The 15971-nt window shown below is 59.0% G+C and carries 15 protein-coding genes; 2 read left to right on the forward strand and 13 right to left on the reverse strand.

The window, feature by feature from the left end; genetic code table 11:
* Nucleotides 1-95: 95 nt before the first annotated feature.
* A complete protein-coding gene (locus GIW79_RS09820) occupies nucleotides 96-350 on the forward strand; it encodes a hypothetical protein (RefSeq protein ID WP_230032401.1) in 255 nt (84 codons plus the stop codon).
* A gap of 11 nt (nucleotides 351-361) precedes the next feature.
* Entirely contained in the window at nucleotides 362-691 is a 330-nt protein-coding gene (locus GIW79_RS09825; RefSeq protein WP_054898536.1) for a DUF6388 family protein, read from the forward strand.
* Nucleotides 692-699: 8 nt separating this feature from the next.
* Here the strand turns inward: GIW79_RS09825 and GIW79_RS09830 are convergent, their stop codons facing one another.
* From GIW79_RS09830 to tssC, 13 genes are all read right to left on the reverse strand, one after another.
* A complete protein-coding gene (locus GIW79_RS09830) occupies nucleotides 700-1542 on the reverse strand; it encodes a serine/threonine-protein kinase (protein ID WP_080757681.1) in 843 nt (280 codons plus the stop codon).
* Nucleotides 1539-2261 carry a PP2C family protein-serine/threonine phosphatase gene (locus tag GIW79_RS09835; protein WP_236454424.1) on the reverse strand — a complete coding sequence of 241 codons (723 nt, stop codon included), beginning with the start codon at nucleotides 2259-2261 and terminating at the stop codon, nucleotides 1539-1541. The genes GIW79_RS09830 and GIW79_RS09835 overlap by 4 nt, the downstream gene beginning before the upstream one ends.
* A gap of 2 nt (nucleotides 2262-2263) precedes the next feature.
* Nucleotides 2264-5611, reverse strand: coding sequence for a type VI secretion system membrane subunit TssM (tssM, locus tag GIW79_RS09840; protein ID WP_236454427.1), 3348 nt, complete (start codon nucleotides 5609-5611; stop codon nucleotides 2264-2266).
* A gap of 15 nt (nucleotides 5612-5626) precedes the next feature.
* Entirely contained in the window at nucleotides 5627-6487 is an 861-nt protein-coding gene (gene icmH, locus GIW79_RS09845; protein ID WP_054898533.1) for a type IVB secretion system protein IcmH/DotU, read from the reverse strand.
* 5 nt (nucleotides 6488-6492) lie between these two features.
* Nucleotides 6493-7821, reverse strand: coding sequence for a type VI secretion system baseplate subunit TssK (gene tssK / locus GIW79_RS09850; protein WP_054898532.1), 1329 nt, complete (start codon nucleotides 7819-7821; stop codon nucleotides 6493-6495).
* Nucleotide 7822: 1 nt separating this feature from the next.
* The gene (tssJ, locus tag GIW79_RS09855) at nucleotides 7823-8308 is read right to left on the reverse strand and encodes a type VI secretion system lipoprotein TssJ (RefSeq protein ID WP_236454430.1); all 486 of its coding nucleotides are present in this window, start codon (nucleotides 8306-8308) and stop codon (nucleotides 7823-7825) included.
* 5 nt (nucleotides 8309-8313) lie between these two features.
* Nucleotides 8314-9507: a type VI secretion system-associated FHA domain protein TagH gene (tagH, locus tag GIW79_RS09860; protein ID WP_236454434.1), complete on the reverse strand. Its 1194-nt coding sequence runs from the start codon at nucleotides 9505-9507 to the stop codon at nucleotides 8314-8316.
* 10 nt (nucleotides 9508-9517) lie between these two features.
* Entirely contained in the window at nucleotides 9518-9649 is a 132-nt protein-coding gene (locus GIW79_RS09865) for a hypothetical protein (RefSeq protein ID WP_034126102.1), read from the reverse strand.
* A gap of 35 nt (nucleotides 9650-9684) precedes the next feature.
* Nucleotides 9685-11214, reverse strand: coding sequence for a sigma-54-dependent Fis family transcriptional regulator (locus GIW79_RS09870; protein WP_236454437.1), 1530 nt, complete (start codon nucleotides 11212-11214; stop codon nucleotides 9685-9687).
* Between the two features lie 83 nt (nucleotides 11215-11297).
* Complete coding sequence (gene tssG, locus GIW79_RS09875; RefSeq protein WP_236454441.1) at nucleotides 11298-12323, reverse strand: type VI secretion system baseplate subunit TssG; 1026 nt, start codon at nucleotides 12321-12323, stop codon at nucleotides 11298-11300.
* The gene (gene tssF, locus GIW79_RS09880) at nucleotides 12287-14074 is read right to left on the reverse strand and encodes a type VI secretion system baseplate subunit TssF (RefSeq protein ID WP_054898528.1); all 1788 of its coding nucleotides are present in this window, start codon (nucleotides 14072-14074) and stop codon (nucleotides 12287-12289) included. Before tssF ends, tssG begins: the two co-directional genes overlap by 37 nt.
* Nucleotides 14064-14465: a type VI secretion system baseplate subunit TssE gene (gene tssE / locus GIW79_RS09885; protein WP_054898539.1), complete on the reverse strand. Its 402-nt coding sequence runs from the start codon at nucleotides 14463-14465 to the stop codon at nucleotides 14064-14066. The genes tssF and tssE overlap by 11 nt, the downstream gene beginning before the upstream one ends.
* A gap of 14 nt (nucleotides 14466-14479) precedes the next feature.
* Nucleotides 14480-15958: a type VI secretion system contractile sheath large subunit gene (gene tssC, locus GIW79_RS09890; protein WP_054898527.1), complete on the reverse strand. Its 1479-nt coding sequence runs from the start codon at nucleotides 15956-15958 to the stop codon at nucleotides 14480-14482.
* Nucleotides 15959-15971: the final 13 nt, after the last annotated feature.

A 15971-nucleotide genomic window follows, 5' to 3' on the forward strand; every position in this document is an offset into this window, starting at 1 on the left:
TGTCTGATAATGGGTACGCACTCAGGGAATCTTGCCTGGAACGACAACAGGCCAAAGGAGAGAACCTCACTATGCAAGACAAGCGCTCAAGTAACATGCGTCCTCTATTCGTCACCATTGTGCTGTGGTTGTGCAGCGTGGTGTTGCTGTTTGTGATCAAGAACGTCATTGAATTGTTTACCGGGCCTGTGGCTGAAACCTGGGTAGACCTGACGCTGGTGCTGATCGCCTATCTGATGTTTTTCTTGCTGGCGCCGTTGCAGAACTGGATGCGACGCAGGTCGCGCAAGCGTGCCCGCCATCACCTCAACGCACGCACGTCCGATAGCAGCTCTCATCCTTCTCGTTAAGGTGTCTATCTGTGTCGACGCCTAACGATACTTATCAGCTTGCACTGGACAGATTTCTGCGCGAACAACCGCAGGTCGCTGCCGAGCTGGACAGTCTTAACCCGCTGGTAGCCCAGGCCAGGGGCGAAACCCTGGCGCAGTATCGCGCTGAACGCCTGCATGAGGCTTTCGAGGCACACGCTGAACAGCAACAGCTGTTCGCCTGGGAATTGACCCTCAAGCTGACGGCCGATTCCACCGAAGTCTTCGAGGCCCAGCGCCGTGAAGTGCATAAAGAAGTCGCACAGATGGCGGGCATGGACTGGCTGGAGTACTGCCAGTTGCACGGCTTGGCCGTTTGACCTCTTCCCTACAAGCGCCAGCGTGGCCGGTTGCGCCCCATGACTTGGCGCAACTCGGCGACCGTTATGCTTCGGTGCTGCGGGTCCACCGCGAGCGCAGCCTGTAACGCCGCCCAGCAATGCCTGGGCAACTGCGCAGGCCGGGACAGCCGGTCCATTGCGCAACGTTCGCCAACGCGCTTGCCATGGGCCAGTTCGTATAGGATGCAGGCCACGCCGTACAAGTCGGCGGCCGCGGTCAACGCCCCGCCGGCCAACAGTTCCGGGGCTGCGTAGGCAGGTGTCCAGGCATTGAAACGACTGCGGCTGACACTCGGCAAACCCACCCCAGCCTGCCCGGCGGCATGGCCCAGCCCAAAGTCGAACAAGCGCACGCCCTCCTCGCCCACCATGACATTGGCTGGTTTGACGTCACCGTGCAGCACGTTTTGCTGGTGGGTGTAGACCAAGGCATCCAGCAACTGCACGGCGATGGGTTGCAGTTCGCGCCAGGGCAACCCATAAGGGCATTCCAGCAGCAGACGGTCCAGGGTCAGCCCCTGCAACAACTCCATGGTGAAGAACGCGACCTGGCTGTGTGTGTCGACTTCGAACGAGAACGTCCGTACCACGCGGTCGTGCCGAAGGCTGCGGGTCAACGCAAACTCGTTGTACAACAACACATGCGCATCGGGACATTGGGAAATGGATTCGTCCACCAGCTTGAGCGCCACGTTCGAACAGCGCTCGCCTAATTGCTCGTGCAGCAGGTCGCGCGCACGGTACACAACGCCCATACCCCCTCTGCCCAAGACATGCTCAAGGTGATAACGCCCAACCAGCAGACGCAAGGCTTGTGGCGACGCGCTCAAGGCTGCACGACAACCGCGGTCAGGTCATCATGTACCGGCCTGCGCAACGCCCCTGCAAATAGCCGTTCCACTGCCTGCTGGGGCGTTTGCATACTCAACGCTCGTCCCAGGTCCACATGGCTGAGGGCCTGATACAAACCATCACTGCATAATAAAAATACATCCCCTGGGCGGGTACTGAGTTCCAATGCCTCAAGGTGCAACCGCGAACCCGCGCCCACGGCTCGGGTCAAGGCCCTGGCATCGGGGTAGGCCTGGGCTTGCGCGGCACTGAGGTGACGCTCGTCCATGAGCCGCTGCAGCAACGAGTGGTCCTTCGACAATTGGTAGAGACTCTGCCCGCGCCATAGATAGCAGCGACTGTCTCCCGCCCAGAGACAAGCCGCCCGGCCTTTCTCCAGCAGCAGTGCAACTACGGTACTGCCCATCGTCGCGTCAGCAGGTGCACCAGGTTCTGTCCATGCACGCCTCAACCCTTGGTTGACGCCCTGCAAACAACTGCGAACGGCCTGGATACGCTGATCGAGGTTGCCCTGAGCCGACACGGCTGCCAACTGCCTGATTACCCATTGGCTGGCGAAATCCCCGTTGCGATACCCGCCCATGCCATCCGCAACCGCCCAGCAGCTGCGGCGCGGGTCGTCCAGGAATGCATCCTCGTTGCGCAGCCGCGCCTGCCCCTGCTGTGTACGACCAGCGCTGCGCCAGGGGGCTGCCATCTTCACAGTTGCTCCGGCAAGCGAAAGGTGCGCCACGTATCCACATCAAACGGGACAGGCGTGCGTTGGCTGGTCAGCAGGTAATTGACGCGCAGGCCGGCGAGGTCTGCCTTGAAAACCTGAGCATTTTGCCCACTGGCGGGTTCTCTCTGCAGCTGGTCCAGAAACCGGAACAGTGACCAAGCCCCTGTGTTCTTCTCGATTCCCAAGGGTCGCTGCTCGGTGCCTTTCTCCAGGACGAGACTGCTGCGCCCATTGTCTGCATCGGTGGGCCAACGGAACGCCACGGGCACGATGGGACCGTGGCGATATTCCAATTGCTGGTCACCCACGCGCAGAATCGCACGACTGATCGATGGGTCCAGGCTGTAGGGCGCCACGGTAAACCGCACAGATAACTCCTCCGTGTCCTCGGTAAAAAAACCGCGGCGTATGGCCTGGGTTTTTGTCAATTGCTCCAACAGCGAACGCGAAACCGGCAAGCTCTGGCCATCCAGCCCACGCAATCGGTAGCGAGTGCCGTCGACACTGATGAAAGGCCGCAGGTAGTTCTCATAAAAGCGCGCCATCACCCCTCGTGGCTTGAAGAACTCCTGAAAATCATGAAGGGCTACGTCATTGCTCGCGTTGGCATGGAACGGGTAACGTCGTCCAATTGCCTTGGCGTAAGGGCTACGCACATCGCTCTGATAGCGTTGGTTGACGTGCACATAGGCCTGCTCCAGCAAATGCCGCCAACTCTCGTCGGCCAGGTCCTCAAGCCAGCCGGCAACGGGTAGCGGCAGACGCGCAGCGGCATCACGCAGGCTACCCAGCACATCCTGCTGCCCCTCCATACGCTGCCGGGCACGCAGGAAGGCTGCCTGCTCGGGTGCGCTGTCACGGTTCAATGCCGTCAGTTGCAAGTGCAGTTCATCCAACTGACGCAAAGCCTGGGTCAACTCTGCTCCGGGGTTGTTCTGCTCATCCAGCAATTGATGCAAAGGCTCGAATTTTTGTTGCAACGCCCGCCGCGCAGCATCAGCAAAAGCCACTGGCCCAGCCACCAGCGCCGCCTTGGCCACGTCTGCGGGATGTTGCACTACTTTATCGAGCAGCTCATGACCTGGCAGCAAACGCGTGTTTTCACGCAGCTGTTGCAACAACCTAATCAAAGGGGACTGGGCCGAAGTCAGGCTCATGAGTTGCTCGGCGTCCTGGCGTAGGCTGTCGGTCTCTTGCAGCGTGATACGGCCGAGAACATCGCTCCAGGCATCGGCATATTCACTGAAATAGCGCTGTTGCAATTGCGCCATCAGCCGACTCAAATCTTGATGGCCCAGGTCGGCACCCTCACCGAGCACCCAGTTATCCCGGGCAATGGTGTCAACCAACCGTGGGCCCTGCGTCTCAAAGTACTGCAGATACCTTTTGGTATAGAAACCCGGTACGGAGGGGGCGATACCAGCGAATACATTGCCCTCGGCCAAGCGCAAGGGTTCCAGGTCGCGAGCTTGTTCGCGCAGTACCCGATACACCACGTCGGCCAATGACTCGCCCCTCAGTGCTTCGCGAGCCTGAGCCACCCGTTCCTCGTTGAGCGGCCCGACAAACGGGCGCTCAAGCAGCCGCGCAAAGTGATCAGTCAGGCGCTTCTGTGTCGACATGTCCCCGGCAAAACGCTCCGACCAGAGGCTCGCCATATGTTGTGCCAGCCAAGCAGTCTCACGGCGCTCGCGCAAGTTGAGCATCAAATACGCGCGCAGATTGACCAATAGCCGGTCCCGATCTCCCAGGCTGGCATATACCTGCTCGTCCAGTTGGGCGGTTATCCAACGCAGCAATTGCTGGTGCAGTGCCTGCTCATAGGCGTGTTCGACACTGGGCCGACTCAGCTCGCCCTGATACAGCCCAACGTGCTCGACCAGGCGCACATCTGCCGACCTGGGAAAAACCCGGGTCGCCGCCAGCCGCGTATCCAACAGCGCCAACAGCGCCGTGCTGTCATCGCTGGCTTGCGAGCCAAGCGGCGGGAGAGCTACCAGTGCCGCCAACTGCGCCAGTCGTTGATGGTTGACGGCATAACTGTGCCACCACAGCCCGCCGACACCGCCAATAACCAAGGCTACGGCCATCGCTTGCAACCCCTGGCGCCAACGGATTCGCTGTCGTTCCTCGGCCTGCAAGCCAGCGAGGTCGGCTTCGGCAAAGATTGCCTGGCTGAACAGGCCCTGCACAAATCGCGGGTGCCGGCCATCGGCGCAGGTCAGGAAAATCCCTCGCAGACCATTGATGGGTTGGTAGCGATGAGAGGAAAACGCCATTTCAGCGAACAGATTCACGCGTTCACCTATTCGTGCCACCTGCTGGGGGAATCCCAGCATCAGCCCCCGGCGCTCGACATTGCGCTCCTGGTGCAATCGCCCGATCAGCTCACTATTCAAGCGCTGTAACAATCGCTCGACGGCCCGGCGAACCTGCGTAGTGTCAGTATCCTCGACATGGGCGTCCAAGTGCTGCCCAAGCAAGCTGTCAGCACTCTCTGCGTGGGGCAGGTCGAAGAACTCAGCGAATCCCGACAACCGATCGGCCTGGGTCAAAACCAGGTAGATCGGCACATCCACATGCAACGTCTGCTGAATCTCCTGCAAACGTGAGTGCACACGGCGTGCGTGATGATCCAGGTCGTACTCGTTGATGCTCAACAACGTGTCGACCGACAGCGTCACCACTACACCATTCAGCGGACGCACTCGGCGCCGCCATCTGAGCAGATTGAGCAGGGTTGCCCAACCTGCGGCATCCACTGAGCTGTCAGGCTGGGTAAGGTAGCGCCCCGGCGTGTCGACGAGTATGCCTGCGGCGGCAAAGTACCATTCACAATGAGTGCTACTGCCCATTGGTCGCCCTTGGGCAGGGTCGAGCGCCAACGGCAAGCCGGCGGCAGCCAGTAACTGCGTTTTGCCACTGCCCGGCTCGCCGATCAACAGGTACCACGGCAGATCATGGCGCCACCGTGCGTTATGCACGCCATAATGGCTGGATGTTTTCAGCAGATGCACAGCGTTTTTGAATCGAACGCTTACCTGACGGCGCTCATCCTCGACCCACTTCAACGGCTGCTCACGCGGGGGCCTTTGGCGCCTGGTAGCACTACCAGTATCCGTAAGCGCTATCACCAGCCCCCACAGTAAAAACACGATGCTGATGGTAAGCAGGCGAGCAGTCGTCCCCTGCCAGATACGATAGTCATCCACTGCCAACAGCGGCCCTAAAAACCACACGAGTGCCGCACAGGAAAGCGCCAGCAGAAGGCTCCAAACCCAAACCCTGCCCAGCACGGCGCCCATCCTCTTGAAGAATGCGCTCATTCATTGCTCCAGCGTTTACAAGGGCGTACGAATCAGGTCCGACGCCGAGAATTGAAGGGGTTGCAGTGCATTCGATCGTTCCTTGCTCAGTACCCAGGCAAATCCTGTATACAGAGCCAACAAACAGCTCAGGGTGAATGCCACACACCAGGTGACGGGAATGACACGGATCCGCTTGTGCGGGTCCTTCCCCTGTATGGCAGGCAGTAGCGGCGCCTTCAGCGGTTCCCCACGTACATGCCTGATCTGGCGATACAAGGCATCACGAACAGCCTCAAGTTGTGACGCGCCCCGCTCCATGACCCGGTATTTGCCCTCGAACCCCAAAGATAGACACAGGTACAAAAGCTCCAGCATCGCCAGGTGCTTGAGGGGGTCGCGCGACAGCCGCTCCAGCAGTTGGAAAACTTTTTCGCCCCCGAAGGTTTCGTTATGAAAGCGGCTCAACAGGCTCTTTTTCGACCACTCGCTCTGCGCCCCCCACGGAGTTATCAAGACCGCCTCGTCAATCACACTGCACAACACATAACGCGCCGATATTATCTGGCTGCTTTCCACGCCGCCCTGCAAAGCGTGGGTTTCAAATTGATTGACAGCCAACGACAACCGCTCGTTGAGCGTGTCCCAACTTTCACGGCCAGAGCAGCGCCTGAGCCCTACAACCTCGGACAATACCGCCCAGGCTGCGTCGACTATAGGGTTGAGCCCAACCTGGAAGCTTTGCGTATCGAGCCTGAGGCCGGCGTAGATCATCCGATCTTCCAACTGCTCATAACGCGGCGGCGACGGGAAGTCCGTTAATGGTCCTTGGGCAGGCCCATGACTTTCCCGGTCAAGCAAGACGGTTTTTTCATCTTGAGTGCATTCACTTTCCATGGCGTTCAATTCCTGATGGCCCAGAAGTCAAGTTCAAGCCCGGTGAACTCACCTCCTACGTGGAAAGCGAAACCACCTGACTGCTCCAGTTGTGCGATATCACGAGCGCTCATATCGAGCATGAAGTAGGTCTTGCCGGCGTGAAATGGAATCTGTCGCGGCGCCACTGGCAACGACGTGACCTTGATACCGGCCAAGTGCAGGTTGACCAATTCACGTATGCGCTCAACCGGCGCGACTTTCAGGTGTGCCGGCAGACGCTGGCGCAGTTCCTGCGCCTCACACTGCGCAGTGGCCGCCAAAATGAAGGTGGCCGTACCAAGCAATTTCAACTCGCTGACTGGGCATACCAGGACGCCATATTGGCGCGGCTGCAAAGCCAACTTGATCGCCTGTTGCTCCAACACCACAGACAGCACCAAGCGCACCTGCTCCATCAGCCCACGAAAACTGGCGCCCTGATCACCGTGTTGGTAATGAACGTTCAACTGCGCACGCTTACTGTCACTGGCGAACGTTGATAACTCACCGAGCAGGGACACCAGCGCACGGAACACTGCTTCGGGCCGCACCCGAGCCTGGCTCAGGCAGTGGCGCAGCTCCAGCTCGGTACGATTGATTACTTGCAGCATCAGGAAGTCAGCGATTTGTGTGCCTGCGGTCGTGCTCTCGCCACGAATACGTGCAGCGATGGCATCGCCCCTGCTGACAAGCAGGCCGATCACCTCCTTGAGACACGACGCCACGTACCCATGCTCCTGCACGAAAATGAACGTAGGGATGAACGTTGTATCCAGGTTCACTCCCCCCTCGTCGGTGGCGTCCAGTACCTGGGCGATCTTGAGTTTGACGAAGTGCTCGTCATGCGGGTGTTCGCCCAACAGAAGACGTAAGTCGGGACGTGCGCAGTTGATCCGGCAACGCGTATCCACACCCGCATTGGCATCTCCCACTTCCACTTCGCAGCTGACGTAGCGTGCCAGCACATCACTCTGTCCTGGCTGGCGAACTTCAAGGTGACTGCCACTGGCCAACGGGAGCGCCAGGAAAACGCCTTGTCTGCCCGTGTCGGTGGGTACCTGCAACACCAGAGGTTCCATGCCGGGGCTCAACTCAAACAGGCTACCGTCCGGCAAAACGCCGCTGGCCTGGTTGACCACCAGCTTGCCCAGCTTGAGGTACTGCAAATTGAGTTCCAGCGTGAGCAAGCCCCAGGTATCACTGCCCAACAAGCGCGTCTGGGTGAGTTGTTGATGATAATAACGGTCGTTGTGCTGCAAGTGCTGTGGCCGCAACAGCATGCCTTCTTGCCAGATAACTTTCTGAGCCTGCATGTCACTGCGCCTTCAGGCCGGCGAGTGAGCCAGCAACGCGTATACCGGTCTGATCCAATACCAGATCAGCACGGTTACGTTGTTGCACGGTCAGCGGGATCAGTAGCCGCCACTGGACATTGGGCAGGTCTCGATAAGCCGCCAGCACCCCCACGAAACGACTGTCAGGTCCGATACGAAGCTTGAGCCCCAGGCGGTCCCCAGGGCGCAATTCAAGTTCGTCGCTGTTTACCCAGTCCTTGGACAGCGTCTGCTGCGCATTGCCATACAGACCGAAGAAGTCGGCATGTTCAAAAGCGACGCCCTGGCGCAGTTCAATCAACTGCACCACAACTGGCGAGGGGCGGCCATGCAGATCCGGGTTGACGAGTTCACTGGCGGTCAGCGCCATGTCTAGCTTGGTCAGCTTAGAAAAAGGCGAGGCGGCGCTGCAACCTGTCAATAGCCCGAACATGAGCAACAGCAAAGCAAGGGTGACTCGGTACATGAGCATTATCCTGGAAAATCAATATGCAGGCTGGAGATCAGGCGCACCTGCTCCTCATAGGCCTTGGCGAAGTCGCCCCCCAAAGGACGATCACTCAATCGCTCTTGCGCCACCAGACGCTGGTAATGACGCTGGTACGCACGCCAATGCCCACCATCCGAGAAAAACCCGACCGACTTGCCCGAGGACTCGAAGCATCCCAACAGATAGCTGGGCTCAAAGGCCGCACGGGCGTTGCGCAAGGTGCTTCGACAGGCGGCCAACAGTGCGACCTGATGCGCTTGCAGTTCCCGGTGAGCCTGGGTGATAGCCCGTACAGCGGGCATCTGGCCTAACGCACTTATATCCAACATCGCAGCTACCGCAGCATCGATGTCGCTACACGCTTTCAAGGGATTAAGGCCCACACCATGGCTGCCGAACGGCGCTGTATCCAACTCGTTATTCAATTCGTCACGGGTGCGCAAACTTTGTTGCAACCCTTCGATCGTCAGGCGAAATAAGCGCGCCACCTTGATCGCCAGTGCTTGCCGACCCGGTTGATCGAGCGTATTCAGGTCCAGGCCCAAGGCTGCTGCAAATTGTGGCCAGAACTCGTCATCAGTCGGCACAGTCATCGCTGCCTGTACCGTAGCAACCTCTACCGCGGGTTCTTCCCGACGTGGGAAGACCACGTGCTCCCGGTCAGCCCCGTAGCGATCCGTCCACACTTGCTGCTCATCGGCGGACTCGTTCAATGCCTCCAGATCCTGCGAAAAGGCATGCATACGGCAATCAACGTCCAACTGATGCGAAGGGCCCAGCGAGAGGAAGGCGTCTTCAGGGATCGTTACTGCCGAGGCGGCCTGCAAGCCGCCAGCAGGTTGCGGTGGCTCCAGCAAGCGCGCACGTATCGCCAACGCTCCCAGCTCGAACACTTCGCCATCACTGATCAATCGCGCGTGCCCCTTGCGCAGGCGCTCATGACTCCCTGCCACCCTGATTCCGTTGCGGCTGATATCCGTGAGGAAATAGCGGCCCTCGCGGTAGGCGACCAGTCCATGGTGGCTGGAGAGCACGCGGCTGGCGTCAGGTATTACCCAATCACATTCCGAGCCGCGGCCGATCACGCCACCACTCACGTCAAACACTTTGCGGTCCAGGGGCACGTTCTTTTCGCTCTCGGGCGCGCAGATCTCAAACACAAGCTGCATCTTCATGACCCTCCATTCAGCGGCCACGAGTGATCGCCTGTGGGTCACCCACAGGATGGTACTCAGCGTCATCGAATACATAGTTGGCGTTACAGCCACCCAGCAAAAACAGTACAAGCACGACGATGTGCCATGGACGATCAGGCATCGGCTTTCTCCCATAGTGAAAATAAGGTGCGTCATTCAGCGTTCTTCCCTGGCATCGCCAAAGGGAATGTTCAAGCGGGCAAGACGGTAGAGCAGCGTACGCCGGGCAACCCCTAGCTCCCGTGCCGTACGGGTGCGATTACCGCGATTCTTGTGCAGGCAATCGAGCAAAAACGTGCGCTCCACTCGCTCCATGCGCTGGCGCAGGGTCGCTTCATCGGTAGCGGCTGGCGTCAGTGTCATTGGCAGCGCCAGATGCTCCGGTCGGATCACGCTGTCGTCACACAACAGCACGGCGCGCTCCACCAGGCATTTGAGCTCGCGTATGTTGCCGGGGAAGCTGTGGCTGGAAAGTTGATCAAGGGCGGTATTCGACCAATCGACAGGTGACCTTTTCAGCGCTTCGCAAACCTTGTCCGTGAAATAGCGCGCCAGTTGCTGTACATCGCCGTCTCGCTCGCGCAGGGCCGGTAGAGTGATGGGAAACTGAGCAAGCCGATAATAGAGATCCTCGCGAAAGCGCCCCTCGGCAACCATCGCCGCGAGGTCGCGATGGGTGGCAGCAATGATGCGGACATCAACCTTATGGGCTGCACTGGCGCCCAGTGGGCGAACCTCGCCCTCCTGCAGTACCCGCAGCAACTTGGCTTGCAGTGACAGCGGCATATCGCCGATCTCATCCAGCAGCAACGTACCGCCATGCGCAGCGTCGAACAGCCCCGCGTGATTGCGCTCGGCGCCAGTGAACGCGCCTTTTCGGTAGCCGAACAGTTCGCTTTCAAGCAACCCTTCCGGGAACGCTGCGCAGTTCTGCACGACAAAGGCCTTGGCCTTGCGCGGCCCGGCGGCATGGATGGCGCGGGCCACCACTTCCTTGCCAGTGCCGGTCTCACCGTGCAGCAGCACGGTATAAGACGTGTGCAGCACTTTACTGATCAGCCGGCACGCCTGCTCCATTGCCGCACTGGTGCCAATCAAGCCATATGTTCCAGCCAACGGTTTGTCGCATCTGCGCTTTGTGCCAACGATGGGCTGGATATCGCGCAGTGCGAGTAACTGATTCAAGGCGAAGCTGCCCAAATGCCCCAAGGATGAGGCGTAGACTCGCAACTGGACCGACTGCTGGCGGGCGAAGACCAGCACACCGGTCATACGTTTGCATCGGCTGAGCAGCGGCACGATCAATAGCGCACGCCAGGGTATCGCCATTGCCGGGAGGAAGCGGGTGTCATACCCACTGTCTTGCACATCCTCCAGACTCAGGACGGAGCCCTGGTTCAAGGTTGCGTGCAGCAGCCCTTGGTGGGACTGATCGGGACACGCAGGCGCAACGGAGAGCGATGGTATCTGGGCCATATGTTGAGCGGTCAGTTCAAGCCGGCCGGTCACTTCGTCCAGCAGATACAATTGGCTGAGCTCACACTGGCTCAGCCGTGCCGCCCCGGTAACGCATCCTTCAAGTAACGAATGTTCATCGCGCTCGAACCCCAAGCGTGTGAAACAGGCAGACAGCGCGTCGACATAAACCAGCGGGTCGGCCTCTTTACCAAGCAGGTTATCGGTCATGGGCTGCACTCGTCGAAACACGCCAGGGCCAGCACTGTGTCGGTCTTGCCGACAGCGCGCCGATCAGTTGTTGCAGGTCCGCATTAGTCATGGTCATTAATCCCTGATGAATTGTGGGTCAGCGTGACCACGCCATCGGCCTGTTCATGCGCCAGCCAAGTGGTCCAGCCCAGGCGGCAAACTGTGTTCTCACCAATATGCAAGGCCTTGATCTGGCCCTGCGCCAACATCAGGCTCAGGTCGTAGTCCAAGGGGTCCCGCAGGGTCAGGCGCACCAGCGAACGCAGTGGTTGGTAGGCACTTCCGGTGGGCAGAAAATCGTGGAAACGCTCCCAGCACAGCGCCCGGACATGCACCCTGAACTTGCCACTGCGGTCAGCGATGCGGTGCCCCAGAACCAGGTCATCGCCAAGAGCACTATTGGCCCGCCCCAGATGATTGCGCTGCGTCTGGCAGACCTCGACCGTACGTGCAACCCATTGCTCTAGAAACAACGCCTCGTGCATGAAGTAGTAACGCAGGACCGACTCGATCAACGCCGCCGAATGCCCCCGTAAACTCAGCAAGCCAAGGTAAGGCAGCAAGCGCTTGCAATCGACTTGGCAAACGCCCCGTATCGCAGCTGCGCCCAGCCCTATCAAGGCAAACATCTGCTCGGAAAACCTATCGTTGGCACCTGCCCGGAAACACGCCCGATAGCGGTACTTGCGCCAGATCGGCAGCATCAGCCGGTGCAGCCGATGGTGGAACAGGTCGAGGAAATCCCGAGTCGGGTTGCCACCCGAGCGCTCGGCGAATGCCTGCTCACCATAAAACGCGGGCAGTGGTGACCCCGCACCGAATAACCCCAACACATTCAGACGCAGGCGTGCGCGCAATTGGCCCTGTTCCATAAAGAACTCCACCCGGTCAATATCGTGCGCGGCAAACCCGAGACCAGGGTTGGCCTGGAACTCCAACTGGTCGTACAGCGCGTCGTCATCTAAAAGCGGATGGGCCTCGCGCAAATGCTCGATAACCTGCAGAACCGCCTGAAACAACGTGAACTCACGGATAACGCGACAAAGTTGAGTCAGAGCTGGGGTTGCTGTCCCATCTGGGATGGCCATAGATACACGTCTCCTTGTGTGCTGATGACCCGCAACTCGTGATACGAATTGAGGCTGGCATAAAGCGCAAAAAACTCATTTAGAACGCAAGCGAATACAAACAGGTCGCCCTGGCCAACAAAGCCCTGGGAATCGACCGTCAGATCGATCCGCACGCCTCGGATGGGCAGCCCGCGGTGCAGGCGATCCACTGGCTCTTGGCGGATGGAGAGCAAGGCGCCCAGTCTTTTCTGGCTGACCTTCAGGGCCTGGCGATCGTAATAACGCGACAAATCGTAGGACTCCAGAATCACTTTCAAGGCATTGATATCGGTCAACGACAAATAGTTGAGCGACATGTTGCTGATGAGCTTCCACAGATAGTCTTGGTCCAGTGGTGGTGCGAAGCTCGCCGTTGGCGCGGTGATGTTGCGGAACGTCAACGACTCCGGCGTCTGCTCACCGGGCAGATTGATATCACCCGCACGCAGTTGGCGCGGCAGGTTGCAATTAGTACAGGTCAGTTCGACCGACAAGGTTTCATGGCCCCGTTCGCGGCGGTTGCCAAACCCCATCCAGGTATCGAGCCCGGCATGTTGAACCGACGAGCGTTGGCGAATGCTGTAGCTGGGCGGTGCCGCCAGGGGCTCAGTGTCGCAGTCATGCTCAAACGACTCGAACGGCACGTAGGTTTGATAGCCCAAGCCACCGGGGCGCCACCCAGTGACCTGATCCACGGAAAAGACGCTGGCATTACCCGGCGTATATTCCCCGGGCACCAAGAGGTACTCATCCTGCTTTCCATCCAGGCGAATAGGAATCGCATCCTGCTTGAACAGGTTGACGATGGGCGTGCAATACAACTTTATGTTGTCCAGGGTGGGACGCTGAGGTTCACGGCCGTGAGTGCGATGTTCAAAGCGCATTACCATGCCATGCGCCTGCCGGAGCAGCTCGTGAGACAGCGTGTGCAGCACACTCAGACCTTCAACGTCGACAAACAGGTACTTCTCGGGAAAAGCAAAGTACTCCTGCAGGTGTCGATAACCCCCCAGGGCATTCTGCGGATAAGGAATCAACGCCTGCTCCTTGGAGAATCCCACCGGCCGAACCTGGTCAGCAGCGAGCCGTAGCATCACGGGCATGCCATCGCTGGCGATGATCGGCATACCGTCGTGATCCAGTAACAGCAGGCAGATCCCATCGAGATGACGCAACAGGTTCAGATACAGGCCCTGACTGACATAAGGATCTCCGGCCAGGTGCAAGCGCAGTGAATCAAATGCCAACTCGCTGAAGTTACCTGCGACACTCATGCTCAGGTGCAAATCCAGACGGGCCCCTTCGCCCTGGCTCCGGTATTCCAGGCCACTGAGTTGCAGGGGCATGACATCGGTGGCGTAGCATGTACGGAACCGGCAACGCTCGCCGTGGATGGTGGCGCTTTCCACGGCGGTGTCCCGACCCACTCGAACACCGGGACCAGCGCGTTTCAACGGATCGAATTGCAGGATGCTGAAGGCCGGTATCGGCCGCATGTAATGAGGCCAGAGCAAGTGCATCAACGAATGCGTCAACTCCGGCAGTTCGTCATCCAGCTTCTGGCGCAGGCGCGCGGTCAAAAAGGCAAAACCCTCCAGCAAGCGTTCGACATCCGGGTCCTGGCCAGCCTCGGCGAGAAACGGCGCCAGGGCGGGATTGCGCTCTGAAAAACGCCTGCCCAGTTGGCGCAGGGCACTGAGTTCGCTTTGAAAATATCGGTCAAGCGTCATCGGTAAAAACCTCAACCCGCCCGGCATCCGTGAGGCGGGCGTGGAACACCACGGGCTGCAGGATGCCGTCAATGGCCCGCTCAGCCTCGATGGCAAACGCCAACTCCAGGGATTCACGCGCCCCCGGCAACAGCCTGACACGTGCATTCGTCAACCGCGGTTCATAGGCCTGGATAAAGCGCTCGATATGTAGACGCGACTGGCTCAAGGACTCATGCAAGCTAAGCCGCATGTCATTGAGGTCCGGCAGCCCATAATCAGGCAATGTCTTGACACTACCCGCGCGAGTGCTGAGCATTTTCCCCAGATGGGCAGCAATGGACGCCGCCCCGCCCTCCGGGGGCGACGCACCGCATTCGAGGCGTTCGAAAAGGCTGCCGTGCTCTGGCATGCCGTAGCCTCTGCTCATTCTTTATCCAGCTTACCGACCAGGGACAAAGTGAAATCTGCCCCCATGTACTTGAAATGCGGGCGCACAGTCAGGTTGACCCGGTACCAGCCAGGTTCGCCATCGACATCACTGACGACAATGCGTGCAGCTCGCAACGGGCGCCGCCCACGTACCTCGGCACTAGGATTTTCCTGGTCCGCCACGTACTGGCGAATCCACTTGTTGAGTTCCAGCTCCAGGTCTGTGCGCTCTTTCCATGCGCCCAACTGCTCGCGCTGCAGCACTTTGAGGTAGTGCGCCAAGCGGTTGACTACCATCATGTAAGGCAATTGGGTGCCCAGCCGGTAATTCAGCTCTGCGGCCCTGCCCTCCTCACTGATACCAAAGGATTTTGGCTTCTGCACGGAGCTGGCGGAAAAGAACGCCGCGTTATCGCTGCCTTTGCGCATGGTCAAGGCGATGAAACCTTCTTGTGCCAACTCGTATTCGCGTCGGTCCGATACCAGCACCTCGGTAGGAATTTTGGTTTCGATCTCGCCCATGCTCTGGAAGTGATGCAGCGGGAGGTCCTCGACCGCTCCGCCGCTTTGCGGGCCGATAATGTTCGGGCACCAGCGAAATCGCGCAAAGCTGTCGGTCAGGCGGGTGGCAAAGGCATACGCGGTATTGCCCCACAAGTAATGCTCGTGGCTATTAACCACATTCTCCTGGTAGGCAAAGGTCTTGACTGGATACTCAAGGGGGTCATACGGGGTACGCAACAGAAAGCGCGGTACGGTAAGGCCGATATAACGGGCGTCTTCGCTCTGCCGGAAACTTTGCCACTTGGCAAATTGCGGACCTTCGAAATGATCTCGCAGATCCTTCAGGTCCGGCAGCCCGGTGAAACTTTCCAAACCGAAGAACCCGGGCCCGGCAGCGGCGATAAAAGGCGCGTGGGCCATGCTGGCGACGCTGGATGCGTACTGCATCAGCTTCACGTCGGGTGCGTTGGGCGAGAGAAAGTAGTTGGCAATGATTGCGCCCACCGGCTGTCCGCCGAACTGGCCGTATTCAGCACTGTAGACATGTTTGTAAAGCCCGGACTGGGTGATCTCCGATGAGTCTTCGAAGTCGTCCAGGAGGTCCTGGCGCGAGACATTCAAGAGCTCGATCTTGATGTTTTCGCGAAAATTGGTGCGCTCGACCAGCAACTGCAAGCCTCGCCAGGAAGCCTCCAGTGCCTGGAAGTCCGGATGGTGCAGGATTTCATCCATTTGCTGGCTGAGCTTGGTATCGATCTCGGCAATCATGCGGTCGACCAGGTGTTTCTTTACCGGCTCATCACAGTTATGTGGCTTCACCAGCTCTGCAATGAACGCCGACACGCCGCGCTTGGCGATGCCGTAAGCCTCGTCGTCGGCACTGAGCAAGGTCTGGGCAATGATGTTATCGAGGATGCTGCAGGTTTCGGTGGTTTGTACGAGTTTCGAGCTGTGTTCAATCGTGTTCATGGTGTCAGTGTCC

The organism is Pseudomonas sp. PA-7-1E (assembly GCF_021605325.1).
Taxonomy (GTDB): Bacteria; Pseudomonadota; Gammaproteobacteria; order Pseudomonadales; family Pseudomonadaceae; genus Aquipseudomonas; species Aquipseudomonas fluorescens_BV.

Excerpts from the sequence above, each read along its gene's own strand:
- GIW79_RS09820 (WP_230032401.1), top strand. The coding sequence starts at position 96 with ATGCGTCCTCTATTCGTCACCATTGTGCTGTGGTTGTGCAGCGTGGTG.
- GIW79_RS09835 (WP_236454424.1), bottom strand. The coding sequence starts at position 2,261 with ATGGCAGCCCCCTGGCGCAGCGCTGGTCGTACACAGCAGGGGCAGGCG.
- tssM (WP_236454427.1), bottom strand. The coding sequence starts at position 5,611 with ATGAGCGCATTCTTCAAGAGGATGGGCGCCGTGCTGGGCAGGGTTTGG.
- icmH (WP_054898533.1), bottom strand. The coding sequence starts at position 6,487 with ATGGAAAGTGAATGCACTCAAGATGAAAAAACCGTCTTGCTTGACCGG.
- tssK (WP_054898532.1), bottom strand. The coding sequence starts at position 7,821 with ATGCAGGCTCAGAAAGTTATCTGGCAAGAAGGCATGCTGTTGCGGCCA.
- tssJ (WP_236454430.1), bottom strand. The coding sequence starts at position 8,308 with ATGTACCGAGTCACCCTTGCTTTGCTGTTGCTCATGTTCGGGCTATTG.
- tagH (WP_236454434.1), bottom strand. The coding sequence starts at position 9,507 with ATGAAGATGCAGCTTGTGTTTGAGATCTGCGCGCCCGAGAGCGAAAAG.
- GIW79_RS09865 (WP_034126102.1), bottom strand. The coding sequence starts at position 9,649 with ATGCCTGATCGTCCATGGCACATCGTCGTGCTTGTACTGTTTTTGCTG.
- GIW79_RS09870 (WP_236454437.1), bottom strand. The coding sequence starts at position 11,214 with ATGACCGATAACCTGCTTGGTAAAGAGGCCGACCCGCTGGTTTATGTC.
- tssG (WP_236454441.1), bottom strand. The coding sequence starts at position 12,323 with ATGGCCATCCCAGATGGGACAGCAACCCCAGCTCTGACTCAACTTTGT.
- tssF (WP_054898528.1), bottom strand. The coding sequence starts at position 14,074 with ATGACGCTTGACCGATATTTTCAAAGCGAACTCAGTGCCCTGCGCCAA.
- tssE (WP_054898539.1), bottom strand. The coding sequence starts at position 14,465 with ATGCCAGAGCACGGCAGCCTTTTCGAACGCCTCGAATGCGGTGCGTCG.
- tssC (WP_054898527.1), bottom strand. The coding sequence starts at position 15,958 with ATGAACACGATTGAACACAGCTCGAAACTCGTACAAACCACCGAAACC.